The following is an 18,033-nucleotide window of genomic DNA, read 5'->3' on the forward strand; positions in this document are numbered from 1 at the left end:
CAGCGTCGACGATGGCAAGAGCACCTTAATTGGCCGTTTACTGCATGACAGTGCGCAGATTTATGAAGACCAATTAGCTAGCTTAAAAAATGATAGCGCTAAGATGGGGACAACGGGCGAAGCAATCGACTTAGCTTTGCTGGTGGATGGTCTGCAAGCTGAGCGTGAGCAGGGCATCACTATCGATGTGGCTTATCGTTATTTTTCAAGTGATAAGCGTAAGTTCATTATCGCCGACACCCCAGGTCATGAGCAGTACACCCGTAATATGGCGACTGGCGCCTCAACCTGTGACTTAGCGGTGATCTTAGTGGATGCGCGTTACGGCGTGCAGACCCAAACCAAGCGTCATGCCTTTATTGCCTCTTTGCTGGGTATTCGCCACTTTGTGGTCGCGGTCAATAAGATGGATTTACTCGGGTTTGATGAGCAAGTATTCAATCGTATCCGTAATGATTTCAGTGAGTTCGTTAAAGGCTTTGGTGAGTTAGATATTCACTTTGTGCCCTTATCAGCACTCAATGGCGACAACGTGGTCGAGCCAAGTTTACATACCCCTTGGTATCAGGGCGGTACATTACTGGAATTGTTAGAAACCATTGATACCCAACGTGAACTGAGTGCCTTACCCGTGCGCTTCCCGGTGCAATATGTGTCGCGTCCAAATCTGGATTTTCGTGGTTTTGCCGGTACTTTAGCCTCTGGTGTCATCAAGGTGGGTGATGAAGTGGTAGCGCTGCCTTCGGGTAAACGCAGCAAGGTTGAGCGTATCGTGACCTTCGATGGTGATTTGGCCGAGGCAACGGCGGGGCAAGCCGTCACTCTCACCTTAGAAGATGAAATCGATATTTCCCGTGGTGATTTACTGGCTCTGCCAGAAAGTGCGCCACAGGTTGCCAACCAAATCGTGGCTGACCTCGTGTGGATGGATGAAAAACCACTACAACTCGGCCAGTTATATGACATCAAGGTTGCGGGTAAAAAGACTCAAGCCTCAGTCTCGACCATAGAATATGTGGTTGATGTGAACACACTTGCGCGCAGCAGCGCCGACACACTAGGGCTCAATGCTATCGCTCGCGTGACCTTAGAGCTGACAGAAGATATCGTTTTCGATGCCTATTCTCTGGTACGTGATACTGGCGGCATGATCCTGATTGACCGTTTATCCAATGCAACAGTTGCAGCGGTAATGGTGGTGTCAGGCCAACATGTAAGCAAGCAAGTGTCTTCACAATTTAGTGCCTTTGAAATTGAGTTTAATGCGCTCGTACGTAAACACTTCCCGCACTGGCAAGCGATTGATATTTCAAAGCTTGGAGCCTAATTTGTGAGTGACTTGTGGCTATTGGCGATAGTGTTGTTTGGGTTGTTGGCTGGCTTAATTGCTGGCCGCATAAACCCTGCGGTGTTGTTTTTATTTGCTTTTTTAATATGTTACCTCCTAGGTATGGTAACGCTCGACGCAGCGCTCACAAGCTTTACTAATACGGGATTAGTCACATTAGTGTTATTGGTGCTTGCGGCGACAGCGCTGGAAAAGACTTCATTGCTGGGAAAGTTAAGCCAAGTGATTGGTAATAGCTCGTTGGCGATGACAATGGCAAAGTTGGGATTTTCCACGGCTCTGCTGTCATCATTTACCAATAACACTGCGGTTGTGGCATCTTTGATTGGGGTAGTGCGCCGTAATCAGGCCCATGCGCCCGCTAAGTTATTACTGCCGCTTAACTATGCGACGATTCTTGGGGGAACGCTCACACTGATTGGTACCTCCACTAACCTTATCGTTAATTCGTTTGTGGAGAATGCGGGCTTGCCTGCGCTGGGTTTCTTTGAGTTTACCCCTGTTGCAGCGTTGATTGTACTGTTAGGCATTCCGCTACTGATTATGCTGGCTAATACCTTGCCCGACAGACGCGATGAAACGACAGAAGAAGCACTGCCCTATTTACTTGAGGCCCATGTCGCTAAAGGCTCGTCTTTAGTCGGTCGCAGTGTGGTGGACAACAAGCTCAGAGCTCTAAAAAAGCTTTATTTAGTGGAGCTTGAGCGAAGCGGTATTTGTATTTGCCCGGTTCCACCACAGTTAGTATTGCAAGCGGACGATGTGCTGCGGTTCAGTGGCGCGGTGGAGTCGGTGGAGCTGTTGCATCAATTCGATGGCCTCGATTGGTTTGGTAAGCACCAGGCAAAGGGACAAAACCTAGTCGAAGCGGTATTGGCCCCTTCGTCGAGCCTAGTGGGTAGCAGCTTAAAGGAATCTCGCTTTCGCGAACAGTTTGATGCGGCGGTTATGGCGATTCGCCGTGGCCATCATCCGTTAAAGGGCGGCTTGGGCGATATCGTATTGCAACCGGGCGATGTGTTACTGCTGACGCCGGGGGATGGTTTTAGCACCAATGCTAAGCTGAGTACCGAATTTGCCGCCGTCAGCGGACTCGATTTGAATGTGCGTTTAGACACTAAACGCAGTCGTATCGTGTTAGCCGGATTTGTGTTGACGATTGGCCTGAGTCTGGCGGAGATTTTACCCTTGGCAAAAGGATTGGTGCTATTGCTGCTCAGCTACTTTGCCATTGGCGCCGTAACCTTATCTGAACTTAAGCGCCGTTTCCCGCTCGAGTTAGTCGTGATTGTGGGCAGCGCTTTGGGGTTGGCGAACCTGATGATGAGCACAGGTCTTGCTGAGGGACTCGCTCAAGGCTTACTCGGCGCAATCAATGGTTACGGGGTGTTTGGGGCGTTTGTGGGGGTTTATTTAGTTACCTTGTTGTTGACTGAACTGGTCACCAATAACGCCGCCGCGGCCTTGGCTTTTCCTATTGCCTATGCGGTGGCGCTGAATTATGGCGTCGATCCAAGGCCCTTTATTATGGCTGTGGTGTTTGGGGCTAGCGCTAGCTTTATTTCGCCCTATGGTTATCAAACCAACTTGATGGTGTTTAATGCGGGTAACTATCGTTTTAGTGATTTTGTACGGTTAGGGCTGCCCTTATCCCTACTGTATTCGCTGATTGTGATTTTTATGGTGCCGATCATCTTTCCGTTTTAACGATGCCTTTAGTCGTTGGTTTATTAAAGGTTTGAGGAGTTTTTATGAGCAATATAGTGTGGCATCAACATAGTGTCGACCAAGCAGCCAGAGCCAAACTTAAGGGGCAGAATCCGGTATTGCTTTGGTTTACCGGGCTTTCTGGCGCAGGTAAGTCGACCCTAGCAGGTGCGCTTGAGCGTGCATTATTTGAAGCGGGCTTTCACACCTATCTGCTCGATGGCGATAATGTGCGCCACGGTCTATGTAAAGATTTGGGTTTTAGCGTGGCCGACAGGGATGAAAACCTACGCCGTGTTGGCGAGGTCGCAAAACTTATGGTGGATGCGGGCTTGGTGGTGTTATCAGCTTTTATCTCTCCCACCCGAGAAGAGCGCGATAGCATACGTGCAAGATTCCCCGCTGGACAATTTATCGAAGTGCATGTATCGACACCACTTAGCGTGTGTGAAGCGCGTGATCCCAAGGGATTGTACGTGAAAGCACGCAAGGGCGAAATCGCACATTTTACTGGGATTTCATCGCCCTATGAGGCCCCGCTCTCCGCTGAGTTGACGATTGATACCAGCAAAGGGGATTTAGCATCTCAAGTTCGGGCTTTGATTGATTATTTAACCGCAATCGACGTTATTAGCCCAAATCGCCTCACTGCGCTGGCATAGAAGCAGTCTATAACAGCTTGTTATTCAATCTTAAAGTCCTTGGCAAATAGGGCTTGAAGGGCTTTAAGGTATTCTTGGTCCTGTTTAGGAAGCACAAGCTGCGCTAGTTCATCGCCAATAGGTGTTAATCGATAATAACTAAAGAGCAAATTACCGCTCTTAGGGGTTAGTTTCATTTGAATACCGGGCATAGTGAGTTGGATGGGGGTTTTACTATTGAGTAAACCCGTTTCAAACTCACTGCTGTGGAGTATCCCCGCATCAACTAGGGTGAGAATACTGGAGTAGGGCAGACCAAATTGCGAGAGACCTAGGGTGATGTTGGTATGCTTGCGAAAATATTGGCCAATCCCGCCCGTGAGCCGATAGCCGCTAATGAGTTTTAAGCGCTGCTCATTATTCACTTTTGCTGCCATGCCTAGGGCTTTTTCGAGGATTTGCGCTTCTCTGTGCGTTAATTGTTTAAGTAGCGCTAAGGTGCGCAGGCTAAAGTTTCCTGGGTTGATGATTTCACTAGAGAGAATACGTGCCCATAGGTCCTGCATTTTTCGATTATGGATTTGCTCCGCCATCAGAAAAAATTGATGACTCCAGTCGGGATCGAGATCCACCCCCGTCATGTCGGAAGAGGTATAACTTAAGGCGAGGGCGAAAATGGTTTCAACATTTGCCTGATACTGGCTGGCGAGTTTACGTTGCCGATGCTGGGCGCGTTCGGCAATCGAGGCATTGGCTGGGCGATATTCTTCCTCACTGGCGAGACCGAGTTGACGGCCAAGTAAAAGGGCTTTTTTACGGGCAGAGACCTCCGCAGCGGGAGCTGCTTCATCTGCAAGCATTAAAATATCCGAATCCTTCATGCCTTAATCCTGTATCACTTGTCTGCTAATTTACATGGCAAATTAGGGAGAATACCCGCTCTGCCAAAAGTGTCCAGCTTAGTCGATTGTTAGCTTTAAGTCTCCGAGTTGGTTTGCTTTTATTCACGCCTGCTAGACTAGGGCTGGAATTGCTGATTTTGTAACATTTTGATCCTCAGAGTGGTGATTTTTATTTTTGTGAGCAAGCTAGAATTACCGAATATCGAGGGATGGTTTGGCGCTAAGCCCGTGATCTATTTCATGTAAATAGATGACTAAATCACCTAGTATGCAATATCGTAATAGGCAGTTTGCTTTTTGCGTGGAAAACCTAAATATCGCTAGCGGACTCGCTATCCATAGAAGCGCATTGTTTATCTTGTGGTTACCTTCTGGATTGCGAGGCATTGAGTATCATATTGATTGGTATATTTAGGTCAACATAAGGCCGCCGTACTTGTTTTTCTTCTGGCCGCTTTTTCTTATTTTTGTTGAGATAATAGAGGCTTAAGTGAAAAAAATTCTGATCATCTTCTCCAGTGTTCATGGTCAAACTCGTAAGATCACGAATCAGTTAGCCCAGCAACTCAAAGAGTTAGGTAATTCGGTGGTGATTGCTGATATAAAAGCCGTCCCCGCGATGGAGTCCTTCGATAAGATCATCATTGGCGCTAGTATTCGTCACGGAAAACATAATCCTGCGCTGTATGAATTTATTCAGAAACATCAGCAAATCCTGACACAAAAAGTCGGTGGATTTTTCTCTGTGAGTTTAGTTGCCCGTAAACCTGAAAAAAATACCCCTGAGACCAATCCCTATATGCAGGCGTTTTTAACTAAAACGACTTGGCGTCCTCAGTTGTTGCAAGTGTTTGGCGGTAATTTGAATTATCAGGGATATAATGCATTTGATAGGAATATCATACGTTTTATCATGTGGTTAACTAAGGGGCCCACGGATCCTGTTACTAATGTTGAATACACTGACTGGCAAAAAGTGCATGAGTTTGGATTACAAATCCACCAAGCCTAAGCGAGCGGTTGAGGCTAACGTTGATTATCGAGGATAAACCTATATGTCGAACAAATTAACCTTGATATTCGATTTTTTGTTGGCGCGTTTGCATGTTTGGCTGGTGTTGTCCGCAAGTCTACTCATCTGCACCAGTCCGTGGATTTTTATCGGTCGAAGCCTGCGTGCTAATGCTAGCATTTGGGATTATCTGCATGTTTACCTAGGATTGGTGTGTGCTGCGTTAGGGGTTTTATTTTTGTTACGTAATAGCCTCCAAGGCAAATGGCACCAGTATTTTGCCTGGCTGGTGGGCGATTGGGAACAATTGGTGCAGGATATTAAAGGCCTTTTTAAAGGCAAGCTCCCCGTAGCCGGTGGCAAAGGCTTGTTTAGTTGTATCGAAGGGATTGGCATGATACTGCTGGTCGCGACAGGATTAACTGGCGTTGTATGGTTTATTTACCAAGGAACACCACTGGCAATGACTTGGCGTGGTTATCATCAAATTTGTGCCGATGCTTTTATTGGCTTTTTAGTACTGCATATCATATTGGCTGCAACGCATATTATTGAATTTATTAGGCAATAATTTCTGCTACTGCTGAGCGTTAGGTCCAACCTGAGTGAGTTTATCTTGCTCTAACTTACTGAAGGGACTGACTAGTATCGATTCATTTTTGATTGAGACTTGTCAGTCCGCTAAAGCATCCATTCGCAAAAAACAGAAGCTTATATTGTTACCTTAAACGCTTTTGACGGCCAAGAGCGACGGCAGCGGCAAAGGCTAAGAATAACCAGTTTAGGCTACCACCAGAACTTTTAGGTGCCTGTGCATCTTTTTCAACGGCAAGATAGTTAATTAAGCCAATCAGTTCGTCTAAGGTTCTGATGCTGCTTAAGTTAACTGCATATTTGTCATTAACAATAAAGGCTGGCACGCTTTCAACGCGGAATTGGTTTTGCTGGGCACGCCAAAGGGCTAGCTTTTCATCTGTGCTTTTACTGTCGGCAAGTTTGTCGTACTTCGCCGCGTCTATACCGAACTTAGCAAAGACTTGTTTTATGTCGTCACGGCTATTGATTTGCGATTCGTGCTTATGTCCAGGGGCGCTGTGGTCGTGACCATTAGCGCCTTCTTCTCCTTGGATCGCGGCGAACATGGCATGGGTTAGAGCGTCTTTATTATCCAGCTCTTGGATGACGGCCAGCGAACGCATGACTTCAGTCCCTAAAGCACTATTCATAAAGTCGACATGCTTAGTATCAAATGCAATGCCCTTGTTTAAGTTAGCTTTGATATCAGGCAGATAATTGGTTTCCATATTGAAGCAATTATGGCAATAGAAGGAGAAAAACTCGGTAAGTTTAGGCTCACTACTCGGCGCTTTATCAGAAATTTGAGTGTAGTGAGTGCCTTCCACAAAGTTTGCGGCCAAACTGCTGAATGGTGCAACGATTAAGGCGACAGCCAAGGCGATTGGTTTGATCATAGAACCCTCAAAGTCGGTTAGATTGAATCCAGTACATTAAGTGCTATGCGTTGTGCCTAATGCTAATGGATAAGCTGATTCAATCTTGAAATTACGCTTGTGTTATACCAGCGTGAAGATGGTTTTAGGTTAGTTTGAAATGCTTAATTATCGCTGAATTAGTGCGCCGATATTGAACTAAATCTGTGATCCCGTGGGAGTTTAGACCTAGAAATTTGCAAGACTGCAAAGGGGATCACAGATATATCAACATTCGCTAAGCAATATCCCGCAGGGATTGCCAAGCCTCGCAGACTTCGCGAAAGCGGGCAGCATCACCCTCGGGTCTATCAGGATGCCATTTGAGGGCTAAACGACGCCATTGTTTGCGGATATCTCTAGGGGTTGCACTTTCATCTAACTCAAAAACTCTTAGGGCATGTCCTTTGTGCATTAAATTTACATTGAGGCCAATGTAGCTCTTATAACTGCTCCAGAAAGCCTCTAATAATTCCCTCACCACGTTTTCGCTGGTGTCGTAGTTATTCCAGTCAAGATAATATTCTCGCAGGGAAGTCTCTTCCATTATCAATAAGTTAACATTTGATGGCACGAGGCGGAAAATCTGGATTTCCATTGCTTTAACTTGTAACCATTGCTTAGGAAGAAGCATTTCTTGCAGTTCGAACAGGGCATTCATCAGTAGAAAGTTACGCTTAAATAAATCATTACCCGGGTTTTCATCTAAAGGATGGATAAGCCCTCTGCTCTGTAATTCGGTGGCGAGGTGATGGATTTTCCAACTTTGATTGGAAGCTTGTAACACCGATAGCACTGGCCAGATTAACGGATTATCCCCCTTAGTGGTCGAAAGCCTTGCCGATTGAGCTTCTGCACTGAGTGAAGGTTTTGCGAGTAGCATACTGACAGTCCCATCCTAAGTTGTTATCAAGCGAGTGTGGCGATTAAACTGAGTGTACATCTATCTATAAGATTTTTAAGGCTTTTACCTTAAATTTGCCGCTAATTACAGCGTGCTAGATGTACACTATGCCACAGTGCAAAGTGTAGGCAAAGATGGATTTTAGAGCAATTTGCCTCAAGGTCGCTTAGGCTTTGCTGGCGGGAATGGTGTTAATTTTTTTACGATGAGTGATGGGACGAGGTCGAAAGTACCCTTGTTCACTTATGCAAAACAAGGGTACTTACGGTTAGCTTAGGCGTCAGGATTTAGATTTCAGTAAAGATAACTTCTTGTGCTAAACGTGACTTAGGTAATTTAGCATTAAAGTCTTCTTCAGAGCGATAACCAAGGGCTACAATCACAGAAGCGCACAGACCTTTTTCTCGTAAGCCTAAGACTTGATTAAGTTTAGTCGCATCGAAACCTTCGATCGGGCAAGCATCAATATCGAGCACACTGGCACCTAACATTAGGGTGCCGAGTGCTAAATAGACTTGTTTTTCCATCCAATGCTGGGCGTCTTTTAGCTCAAATTTATGCATATTGGCAAAGAAAGAGCGACCATTATGTTGGCCTTGTTTGGCTTCTTCATTGGCAAAACGGCCATCTTTCGCCTCTTGCTCTAGCACTTGCAGTAAATGGGCTTCATCGAGTTGAGTACGGGTACACAGTACTACCACATGGGAAGCATTGAGAATTTTTTGGGTATTAAAGGCGTAGTTCTCAGTCGCTTGGGCGATTAACGCTTTGCCTTCTGCCGTACCGGCAAGCACAAAGTGCCAAGGCTGTGAGTTGGTTGATGATGGGCTGAACTGTAATAAGGTCTTGATGTCGGCAATCTTGTCGGCAGGAATTGTCTTGGTTGGATCAAAGGCCTTAGTGGTGTAACGCTTTTTAGCGAGAAAACTTAAATCACTCATGTAACGGCTCCAAATCATCTAGGAATACAAAATCAACCTCAGCATTTTAAGCAGGTTTAGGTAAAAAACAATGTGATCAAAACGGCTATCAGTTTCAAAATATTTTTGAAACTGACGGTTGGTTCAGCCACTGCAAACGCCTAGGGCCGCAACACGCCCTAGGATTAAGTGAGAATATTTAGTGGTCAAAATAAGTAATCTATTCGCGGTCTAATCTAATGTGATGTGTTTCTATTTTATTGTTTATATGTGCTTTTAATCTTTTTTTGGCCGTTAGCTGTGCACAATAGCATTGTGAATGCATGATGTAGATCAATGATACTTGATAACAACATTGTCTCTCATGTCGCTAACGCTATTCCTTTGCTACATTTTGTTATGAAGCTTTAGTGACGGTTTCATTTGTTGGGAGGACGTGTGACAAGATTACTTATGTTGTTTATTACCTTCAGTTTATTACCCGTATCCTCTGGCTATGGAAAAGATCTAAAATTTGCTGTTGTGCCGAAATTTTATAGTGTTTTTTTTGATCAAAGTAAAACGGGCTGTATAGATGCCGCCGCTGAAATAAAAGGTGTGGAATGTGTATATCGAGGGCCAGAATCAAGCAGTGTTAGATTGCAAGACGAGGTCATAAACCAACTGATTGATGAAGGTATCGATGGGATTGCTGTCGCGGTTACGCAATCTAAGTATCTTTTCGAAAATAGCTTAAAAAGAGCTAAAGAAGCCGGTATTCCAATTGTCACCTATGATTCAGATTTTGATGCTTCCATCAACCAAGACCCCAAGAATTTTCGCTCAGCCTATATCGGTACAGACAATTTCGAATTGGGTAAATCATTAGGTGAACAATTAAAAAAATTACGGCCTAATGGAGGGACGCTTATCATGCAATCTGGGCGCCCTGATTCTCCCAATTTGAATTTAAGACTGATGGGAGTTCGCTCTGCGTTGTCGGGAAAAAAATACGATATTCCTCCAGGGAAATTACTTAATAACGAGCAGGGCTGGACAGAAGTGAGAGAACCTTTGTTTAATTTTGACCAACTTAGTCAAGCGGTTAAACAAATGGAGTCTGTTATGAAAGGCAAGCCAGTGAAAGCAGACTCATTTATTGCTGTTGGTGGTTGGGCTCAAAATGATGCAGCGCTTTACCGTGAGATGATTGCCCCATACCAAGGAAAAATTAGCAACAAGGAGGTCGTCGTTATTATTACTGATACCTCTCCAGAGCAATTAACTATGTTGAAAGACCGCCTTGCCCATATCAACATTGGTCAAAGTCCCTATGAAATGGGCAGACAGGCCATTTTGACCTTATATAAAATTGTCACCAAACAAAAGTATCAAGAAATAATTTATACACCAGTGACATTTTGCTCTCCACAGAACTTCAATACCTGTGAAAAGCGTGCAGGAATGTAATGTCAATGAGCCTCTATTACTTAGGGGGACTCTGCAAGAATTGAGCGATTACTGCGAACATCTCGAAAAGCGACGACGGCACTTTGCGGCAAGCTGCCAGCATTTTTAGTGCAACTGACAACAATGTATATTACTTCGACAGCAATCATTGCCGAACCTCTCCAAAACACTAAGGGACAATATACCTCGTCTGAAATACACCCTTTTTTAAAGGGATTAGCGCAATTTATTGCCCTGATGCTGTCCTTGCGACTGCTGATGGTTCTTTTTTCACAATGTTAACTTTTACAAGTTGTAGGCAAACTGAAAGTGCATTATGTTGTTGATTTAAAATGGGTGGTCGGATCTACTACAATGCAATATCTTTGGACAGTTTGTATTATATGCCTTTTTCCTATTACTGTTTGGTATTTTATTTCCTTTAAAAAAATGTCGTTACTATTGGAAAGTAAATATCCTGAAAAGTGGGAAGCGTTAGGTAAAGTTGGCTATATTTACAACAATAGCCTTAGTAATTCAAATAAAGTAATTATGTTCTTATTAAAAGAGGAATATCATCAACTAAATGATGGAGATTTAAATAAAATTGCTTCCTCATGTCGAATACTGTTGATTATAGGTACTACATTAGCCGTATTTGCATTCATGATGCCAATCTTAATAGGTAAGTTTGGCTGATTAATATAAGACTAAAATCGGGTTATCTAAACCTTTCTAAACCTCAGACGATTCTTGAGTTGCTTAGCCCAAAGAGATCAGTTTTCATTGGAGGGCTGGGTAACTTTTATCATGAGGGTGGTTGCGTTAGGATGGAATTCACGATTGTATCTTCCGTCTTTTTACCAGATTTTCGATTTTGTTTGGCCACACAGGTTAGTGCCTTATACGTACTTGTTGATGTTTGGCTCGGTGGCAATTAATGATTTCAATGAGTTCATTACAAATTTTAATCTGAAACTCATGAATTAGAGCTTGGAATCTAGCTCGCTTTTGTCCCAAAGCATGCTGTGTGTTTCTTTAAAACCTGCAAGCTACACGGATGCTAAAAGGGTGAGTCATGGTGATTAGCGAGACGACCGTCCGCCCCATGGCCGCTCTTTGGCATCCATGCCATCGCGGCATTCGTGAATCCATTCACATCAGACTGGGCGGTCGAGCATCCACGGATGGACTCGCTGCGCGTCGTCGAGCAAATACCATGGTTCGCCTTTCAATTTTTAACGCGCTTCTGTCTCAAAGCATGCTGCGTGTCATCGAGCAAATACCATTGTTCACCTTTCAATGTTGTATAAGTCTTTATTTCCTGAGCACTTTACTTAAAAAGCTTTGGGTTCTGGCTTCTTTGGGGCGGGTGAATAATTCCTCGGGGATATTGGACTCCACTACATAGCCGCCATCCATAAAGATGACTCTGTCGGAAACATCGCGTGCAAAGCCCATTTCGTGGGTCACAATTACCATGGTCATGCCTTTTTGCGCTAAGTCCTTCATCACATCCAGTACATCGCCAACCATTTCGGGGTCGAGTGCCGAGGTGGGCTCGTCGAATAGCATGAGATCTGGCTCCATCGCCAGTGCGCGGGCAATGGCAACCCTTTGCTTTTGGCCACCCGAGAGACTCGAAGGATAGGCATTGGCTTTATCCTGCAAGCCCACTTGAGTGAGCAGCGTCAGCGCCTTGTTATCTGCTTCGGCTTGGGTCATTAACTTTAGGCTCACTGGCGCTAAGGTAATGTTTTGCAATACGGTTTTATGGGGGAATAGGTTGAAGTTTTGGAACACCATGCCCACTTTTTGCCGCAATTTATCGACACAGGCATCCTTGGCGGTAATGGATTGCCCTTCGATTTCAATATCCCCTTGGGTGGGTTTTTCTAACAGGTTGATGCAACGTAAAAAGGTGCTTTTACCGCTGCCGCTGGGGCCGATCACACTCACCACTTCGCCTTGGCGAATATGTTCGTTGATGCCCTTAAGGACCGCATTGTCGCCGTAACTTTTGTGTAGGTTGGTTATGTTAATCACTTTGCTTCAACCTCTTTTCGAATTTCGACAGCATAAATGTGAAGCTGTAGGTCAGGAACAGGTAAATCAGCGCACAGGTAAAGAGTGGGATACTGTCTTCAAAGGTACGACTACGGATAATCTCGCCCGCCCGCATTAAATCCACACCGCCAATAAAGCCAATTACGGCGGTTTCTTTGAGTAGCACGATAAACTCATTGCCTAACGCAGGCAGAATATTCTTAATCGCCTGCGGCAGAATAATCAGCTTCATGGTCATGGCTTGCGATAGTCCAAGCGAGCGTGCTGCTTCGGTTTGACCTTTATCGACGGCTTGGATCCCTGCGCGAATAATCTCAGAGATATAAGCACCACTGTTTAAACCAAAGGCGATAATGGCGGCAGTAATTTTATCGACATCGAATGCGGCCAGCACGATGAAGTAAAGGATCACTAACTGCACCACCACAGGCGTGCCGCGGATAACGCCAACATACAGTTCGGCGGGAAAGCGTATATACCACTTAGATGACATCTTCATCAGTGTTGTGCCCACGCCTAATACTGCGCCTAATAACATGGCGAAGAAGGTCACAATCAAGGTGACTTTTAAGCCATTTAAAATCAGCAGTATGCCTATCATGCCGTCGTCGCCAATGGGACTAAACAGTGAAGTATTGATTGCTTCTAACATAGGGATCACTTGATATGGGCTGAAACGAGCGTCTGATATTGGCCGCTTTCTTTCAAGTTTTTCAGCGTGTTATTAATGCTAGTGAGGAGTTCAGGCTGCTGTTTTGACACCGCAAAACCATAAAACTCAGCGGGGAAATCTAGCTTGATCAGTTTGAGATCGGGGTTTTTCGCCAGATAGTTCGCCGCAGGCTCGCTATCGAATAGCACTAAGTCGACTTTACCATTCTTCAGCTCCATGATGGCTTCGAAGCCTGTGTTAAAGGCGGTGACATTTTGGGTGTATTTTTTAGACATCATATCGGCGGTTGAGCCGAGCTGCACCGCAAAGTGTTTGTCTTTAATGTCATCAAGGGTATGAATTGTATCGTTATCTTTATTGACGAGTAGCACTTGAGTGGCTTCGTAATAGGGCTCAGAAAAGTTAACGCTGGCTTGGCGCTCTGGCGTGATGGTCATACCCGAGGCAATAAAATCAATCTTGCCTGAGTTTAGCGCGACGATCAGTGAATCGAATTTCATGTTTTCGACTTTAAGCGTTTTGCCGGCATCTTTAGCGATTTGTTTGGCAAGCTCAATGTCGAAACCTTTGATTTCATCGCCACTTTGTCCGCCAACGTATTCAAAGGGCGGGAAGGCCGCATTGGTTCCCACCACTAAAACATCGTTGCTTTTCCCGCATCCAGCTAACAACAAGGTGGCACTGAGGGCTAGGCCGCCTAATAACATGGATTTTTTCATTTAAGACTCTCTTTTGGATAACTGGCAATGTGGCGACTATAGGAGGATTGCGTACTTGTGTCAATAATTATGCTTTATTTGTGATTAAAAATTCACTGTTGGACTGGCGGTTTAAATAACGAACATCATGTTTATTATGATTGTGGTGTTTGATATCAATAGTTTTTTAAAAGGTTGTGAAATTGTTTAGGTGACCGTGAATAGCAATTTAGCGCTTTAAAGTAATGAGGTGAGCTAATTTTTATTCACTTTAGTGAATAGGCTGGATTTTTATGAACTATCTCAGATACAAATAATGCAAAATTGATTAAATTAAACTTAAATAATCTAATCGGCAGTTTTAAATCGCAATTGATGGAGCACTATGTGAAATACCAAATTTTGGCGCCTGTAGCGTTGCTTTTAAGTATGGCAACCTCTGTTTATGCAGAGGAATCAACCCAATGGCATTACACTATGGGCATTCATGATTTTATTGTCGAACAAGAAAATTCGCATACCTTTGGGGCCAATGGCAATATCATTATTGAACATACCACCGCATCGGATATTTATCTGTCTGCGGTGCTGGATATGTTTATCGATATTGATAGAGATAAGCTGGATCCTGACCATATTCCGATGTGGTTTAAATCGGAATATGCCGCTCTTGGGGAACTTTATCGTTTTTCCCCGCAGTTATCCTTAGGTTGGCAAGTGGATTTGCAGGGCAAGCGTAATACTGTGAGTTCAGTGGAGAAGCAGGCGAAGTTTTTTCCAGGACTAACAGCCAATTATCAAGGCCAACAAACCCAAGCCCAGCTTAAGGCTGGTGCGGGCTATTACTTTTTGGAGATCGACGATGACGTGCCCCGCACCCGAGGTTACGATAGAGGCGATTTTGGTAATAGTGAGTTTGCTTACACTGTAATGGGTAGCGTTGGTGTTGATTTAACGCCCAAATTAAAAGTGAACTTAGCTGCGCAAACTTGGAACGATGGCGACCAATGGCTTGAAAATCAATATCGCTTCAGCATGAGTTACGATACGGATTACTGGGAGAAGGGGAGCCAGTGGTTACTGTATGTGGAGCATACCGAATACAACCTTGACCACTATGCCAAGGAGAGTGTGCACTCACCTGACTACTTGCCTATTCTGCCTTGGGATAACGATACCTTAGTGCGTTTTAGCTTAGTCGTACCTTGGTAGGAGGTTATTTTTGCGTTAAGTGCTTTTTAACTAACGCGATCATCGCCTGTGCCGCAAAGGACAATACTTGTTCTTTGCGCCAAAATAGCGATAACTCCCAGCGCAATTCGTCACTCGCCAGTGGAATATTGACCACCCCCGCCACACTATAACGCCGCGCGATTGAGCGCGGCAGTATCATCACGCCAGTTCCCGCAGCCACCAGTGCGATACCAAAGTCCGCTTGGCTAACACGGGTGATATTTTGAGGTGAGAATCCGGCTTGCTGACAGGCGTTGAGCACCAATTGATGCAGGGTGTATTCAGTCTCAAACATCACTTGTGGCTCATTGATTAAGTCATGGACTGAGAGTATTTCCCTGGTAGTGAGGGGATTTTCCTTGGGCAGCACTACCACCATGGGATCGTTAAACACTCGAATGCCGTCATAGCCATCATCAAGGTCGATTATGCCAGTGGCCAGTTCTATTTCGCCCTTTTGAATTGCCAGCGTTTGCTCAACGCCACCACGGACTAACAAGTGCATTTCGATTTGTGGGTACTGCTGGCGATACTTGGCAATAATAGGGGCAAAAATTTCAGCACTGCCGAGCGGCGCGAGACCGAGTTTTAATTCACCCGCAGTCAAACTGCGCTGGGCACTGAGTTCAGCCAGCATACGTTGGCGTCCGGCCAATAACTCCTTACCATGGCGATAAACCACTTCTCCTGCTTGGGTGAGTTTGACCTGAGTGCCACGTTTGCCGCGCTCGAGTAGTACCAAATCGAGTTCTTCCTCTAACTGGCGTAGCGCCTTGGAGAGGGCGGGTTGGGTGAGATGAACCTTTTCACTGGCTTTACCAAAACCGCCAGCATCGATGATCTCGATAAAATAGCGCAGCACTTTGAGATCCATTCTCTCCCCTATAATGCATTCTTAAAATTCATGGATTACATGCTTAATATTCATTTTTTTTATTTAATAGGCAAGCCTAAAATAATCCCATAGTAACTTTTGGTGTAAATCGAGAAACCGCATGTCTTTCCTACAAGCCGCAATACGTCGATGCCGTCATGGGGCTTTATTGTTAACTCAAATTGGCCTCTTTTGTTTATTGTCTTTTGCCTGCCATTGGTTTGCCTCTTGGGCGCATTCACCAGTGCCTGGTAGTGTATTAGGTTTAGGTCTGTTGCTGATTTTGTTAGCGACTAAGTTAATCCCTGAAAATGCCGTGCAGCTCGGCGCGGCTTGGCTTATCGGTGAGCTGCTGCTGTTTTTTATTCCGCCGGTCATCTCGGTCATTAAATATGAAGGCCTGTTTGAGCAATATGGGCTGAATATTCTCTTCACCTTAGTGATGGGCAGTGTGTGCGTGATGGTGGGTACGGGATTTGTGGTTGACAGAGTGTTTCGCTTCGAGCGTCAGCTCAATATCAAAAAGCATGCGCGTCGCCATGCTAAGGCCGTGTAATGTCGAGCGTTAGCTTTAGTCCTGCGGTTGTCTCTGAGTTAGTGTTTTCGCAGACGGGATTGGCACTTATCAGCTTGTTATTAACACTATTTTGTTATTTTGCGGCGAAGCGTTTGTATAAGCGCCACCGGGTATGGTGGTTAGCGCCGATCGTACTTGCGCCTGTAGTAATCACGCTCTTGGTGTTTAATCTCGATATTCCGCTGCCAACTTATTTTGAATATACCCATTGGTTAATGGCAATGCTTGCTCCGGCGACAATCGCATTTGCCTTGCCGATTTATCGGGAGCGTAAACTCATTCGCCAATATCCGCTCACCATTGCCCTTGGCGTGATGGCTGGACTGTTGCTGGGCATGGTGTCGAGCTGGCTATTAGTCAAATTTGTGCCTCTACCTGTGGAGCTTGCAAAGAGTTTGTTAGTGCGCTCCGTCTCGACGCCCTTTGCGATGGAGGCCACAAGCGCCTTTGGCGGTGTGCCAGAACTGACCGCCATGATGGTGCTCATCACCGGTATTATCGGCATGTTAGTGTGCGAGCCGCTGTTCAAGCTGATGCACATTCGTACGTCTTTAGGTAAAGGCGTGGCCTTGGGCGCTTCGGCCCACGGTGCGGGCGCTGCCAAAGCCAGTGAGTTAGGCCAGCAAGAGGGCGTCATTGCCAGTTTGACCATGATTTTTATCGGGATTGCTATGGTGCTGGGCGCGCCCGTATTTGCCGTGATCTTCAGTTAGTGTGAGTTAGTGATTTGCTGGGTTGCGTTAACCCTCCCCACCTTAATTGTGATTTTGTTTGTTTAAATGATGTTGTTTTGCCTCTTAGGGCGCTAACCTCTGCTTGGGTTATGCGCCCATTTTTTTAGCTGACAGCGAATGTCGAGATGTCATGATGATGAAATTGAATAGAGATATAGGATGGATAAGCAAACACGCGTATCGAATGTGACGTTACGGCCGATCAAGCAGAGTGATCTGGAGCTGATCTTCGCCCATCAGCAGGATCCGATTGCTTGCCAATTGGCGCAGTTCCCCTCGCGGGACAGTGAGGCGTTTTACCTTCACTGGCAGCAAAATATCCTCGGACAGGCATCGGTACTGGCACGGGGGATAGAAGTCGACGGTTTGCTGGTTGGCAATATTGGCCATTGGCATAGGGATGGTCAGGCGATGATTGGTTACTGGATTGACCGCGCATTTTGGGGGCGCGGGGTCGCAACCTTAACCTTGAGCACATTTTTACCGTTAGTGATCTCAAGGCCGCTCTTTGCCCATGTGGCACTGCATAATGTTGCATCCCAGCGGGTGTTGCTGCGCCATGGATTTGTAAAGACGGACAGACTCATTCAAGAGGAAGATGATACGGCGCCATTATTTGAATTTGTGCTGAGTTAAGGCTTAAACAAGCTATCCAGCCAATCGCTGAAACACTTATAGAGAAGATTGGATTTATTTTTTACAGACAAATTATTTGAAAAATCTATTTAGATAAGCGAGTCTTATCGTAAATTTAGATTTATCAACCCGACTTTAGTCTAGTATGTGATGGCTTGATCTCATTGGCTAACTCAATGAAACTCTCTA

At 45.2% G+C, this 18,033-nt stretch carries 19 protein-coding genes; 11 read left to right on the forward strand and 8 right to left on the reverse strand.

All coding sequences use genetic code 11. The features are described 5' to 3' along the window. The 3 genes from cysN to cysC form a co-directional block, all read left to right on the forward strand. The coding region (cysN, locus tag L976_RS06710) for a sulfate adenylyltransferase subunit CysN (protein ID WP_047540214.1) at positions 1 to 1,327 on the forward strand (1,327 nt) is incomplete at its 5' end. A gap of 3 nt (positions 1,328 to 1,330) precedes the next feature. After that, positions 1,331 to 3,055: an SLC13 family permease gene (locus L976_RS06715; protein ID WP_047535388.1), complete on the forward strand. Its 1,725-nt coding sequence runs from the start codon at positions 1,331 to 1,333 to the stop codon at positions 3,053 to 3,055. A 44-nt stretch (positions 3,056 to 3,099) separates the two neighbouring features. Further along, the gene (gene cysC, locus L976_RS06720; RefSeq protein ID WP_037421649.1) at positions 3,100 to 3,717 is read left to right on the forward strand and encodes an adenylyl-sulfate kinase; all 618 of its coding nucleotides are present in this window, start codon (positions 3,100 to 3,102) and stop codon (positions 3,715 to 3,717) included. Positions 3,718 to 3,737: 20 nt separating this feature from the next. On the opposite strand, the gene L976_RS06725 is transcribed toward cysC, so the two are convergent. Then, complete coding sequence (locus L976_RS06725; RefSeq protein WP_037426109.1) at positions 3,738 to 4,577, reverse strand: TIGR03899 family protein; 840 nt, start codon at positions 4,575 to 4,577, stop codon at positions 3,738 to 3,740. A gap of 511 nt (positions 4,578 to 5,088) precedes the next feature. On the opposite strand from L976_RS06725, the gene hemG reads away from it, so the two are divergent. Together hemG and L976_RS06735 are read left to right on the forward strand one after the other, a co-directional pair. Beyond that, positions 5,089 to 5,610: a menaquinone-dependent protoporphyrinogen IX dehydrogenase gene (hemG, locus tag L976_RS06730; RefSeq protein ID WP_037421655.1), complete on the forward strand. Its 522-nt coding sequence runs from the start codon at positions 5,089 to 5,091 to the stop codon at positions 5,608 to 5,610. A gap of 43 nt (positions 5,611 to 5,653) precedes the next feature. Further along, positions 5,654 to 6,181: a cytochrome b/b6 domain-containing protein gene (locus L976_RS06735; RefSeq protein WP_047535393.1), complete on the forward strand. Its 528-nt coding sequence runs from the start codon at positions 5,654 to 5,656 to the stop codon at positions 6,179 to 6,181. A gap of 148 nt (positions 6,182 to 6,329) precedes the next feature. On the opposite strand, the gene L976_RS06740 is transcribed toward L976_RS06735, so the two are convergent. The 3 genes from L976_RS06740 to L976_RS06750 form a co-directional block, all read right to left on the reverse strand. Further along, positions 6,330 to 7,082 carry a thiol:disulfide interchange protein DsbA/DsbL gene (locus L976_RS06740; RefSeq protein WP_037421661.1) on the reverse strand — a complete coding sequence of 251 codons (753 nt, stop codon included), beginning with the start codon at positions 7,080 to 7,082 and terminating at the stop codon, positions 6,330 to 6,332. A gap of 256 nt (positions 7,083 to 7,338) precedes the next feature. After that, the gene (locus L976_RS06745; RefSeq protein ID WP_037421664.1) at positions 7,339 to 7,983 is read right to left on the reverse strand and encodes a DNA-J related domain-containing protein; all 645 of its coding nucleotides are present in this window, start codon (positions 7,981 to 7,983) and stop codon (positions 7,339 to 7,341) included. A gap of 308 nt (positions 7,984 to 8,291) precedes the next feature. Next, positions 8,292 to 8,945: an oxygen-insensitive NAD(P)H-dependent nitroreductase NfsB gene (locus L976_RS06750; RefSeq protein WP_047535396.1), complete on the reverse strand. Its 654-nt coding sequence runs from the start codon at positions 8,943 to 8,945 to the stop codon at positions 8,292 to 8,294. Between the two features lie 417 nt (positions 8,946 to 9,362). Between L976_RS06750 and L976_RS06755 the strand changes: the two genes are divergently transcribed. Together L976_RS06755 and L976_RS06760 are read left to right on the forward strand one after the other, a co-directional pair. After that, positions 9,363 to 10,373, forward strand: coding sequence for a sugar-binding protein (locus tag L976_RS06755; protein WP_037421669.1), 1,011 nt, complete (start codon positions 9,363 to 9,365; stop codon positions 10,371 to 10,373). Between the two features lie 354 nt (positions 10,374 to 10,727). Continuing rightward, positions 10,728 to 11,051: a hypothetical protein gene (locus L976_RS06760; protein WP_037421672.1), complete on the forward strand. Its 324-nt coding sequence runs from the start codon at positions 10,728 to 10,730 to the stop codon at positions 11,049 to 11,051. Between the two features lie 618 nt (positions 11,052 to 11,669). Here L976_RS06760 and L976_RS06765 read toward each other — a convergent pair. The 3 genes from L976_RS06765 to L976_RS06775 are packed head-to-tail and all read right to left on the reverse strand — an operon-like array spanning position 11,670 to position 13,811. Further along, positions 11,670 to 12,398: an amino acid ABC transporter ATP-binding protein gene (locus tag L976_RS06765; protein WP_047535399.1), complete on the reverse strand. Its 729-nt coding sequence runs from the start codon at positions 12,396 to 12,398 to the stop codon at positions 11,670 to 11,672. Continuing rightward, positions 12,391 to 13,071 carry an amino acid ABC transporter permease gene (locus tag L976_RS06770; RefSeq protein WP_037414942.1) on the reverse strand — a complete coding sequence of 227 codons (681 nt, stop codon included), beginning with the start codon at positions 13,069 to 13,071 and terminating at the stop codon, positions 12,391 to 12,393. Before L976_RS06770 ends, L976_RS06765 begins: the two co-directional genes overlap by 8 nt. Positions 13,072 to 13,076: 5 nt before the next feature. Beyond that, entirely contained in the window at positions 13,077 to 13,811 is a 735-nt protein-coding gene (locus tag L976_RS06775; protein WP_037414939.1) for a basic amino acid ABC transporter substrate-binding protein, read from the reverse strand. 366 nt (positions 13,812 to 14,177) lie between these two features. Between L976_RS06775 and L976_RS06780 the strand changes: the two genes are divergently transcribed. After that, positions 14,178 to 15,002: a hypothetical protein gene (locus tag L976_RS06780; protein ID WP_047540219.1), complete on the forward strand. Its 825-nt coding sequence runs from the start codon at positions 14,178 to 14,180 to the stop codon at positions 15,000 to 15,002. Positions 15,003 to 15,006: 4 nt separating this feature from the next. On the opposite strand, the gene L976_RS06785 is transcribed toward L976_RS06780, so the two are convergent. Further along, on the reverse strand, positions 15,007 to 15,897 hold the full coding sequence (locus tag L976_RS06785) for a LysR family transcriptional regulator (protein WP_047535402.1): 891 nt from the start codon (positions 15,895 to 15,897) through the stop codon (positions 15,007 to 15,009). 121 nt (positions 15,898 to 16,018) lie between these two features. Between L976_RS06785 and L976_RS06790 the strand changes: the two genes are divergently transcribed. The 3 genes from L976_RS06790 to L976_RS06800 all read left to right on the forward strand — a co-directional run bounded on the left by L976_RS06790 (position 16,019) and on the right by L976_RS06800 (position 17,844). Next, positions 16,019 to 16,453 carry a CidA/LrgA family protein gene (locus L976_RS06790; RefSeq protein WP_037414933.1) on the forward strand — a complete coding sequence of 145 codons (435 nt, stop codon included), beginning with the start codon at positions 16,019 to 16,021 and terminating at the stop codon, positions 16,451 to 16,453. Beyond that, complete coding sequence (locus L976_RS06795; RefSeq protein WP_047535405.1) at positions 16,453 to 17,187, forward strand: LrgB family protein; 735 nt, start codon at positions 16,453 to 16,455, stop codon at positions 17,185 to 17,187. Before L976_RS06790 ends, L976_RS06795 begins: the two co-directional genes overlap by 1 nt. Positions 17,188 to 17,367: 180 nt before the next feature. Next, complete coding sequence (locus L976_RS06800) at positions 17,368 to 17,844, forward strand: GNAT family N-acetyltransferase (protein ID WP_047535408.1); 477 nt, start codon at positions 17,368 to 17,370, stop codon at positions 17,842 to 17,844. The last annotated feature ends 189 nt before the right edge of the window (positions 17,845 to 18,033 follow it).

Origin of the sequence: Shewanella sp. ZOR0012, from assembly GCF_000798835.1 — a bacterium.
In the GTDB taxonomy this organism is placed as follows: Bacteria; Pseudomonadota; Gammaproteobacteria; order Enterobacterales; family Shewanellaceae; genus Shewanella; species Shewanella xiamenensis.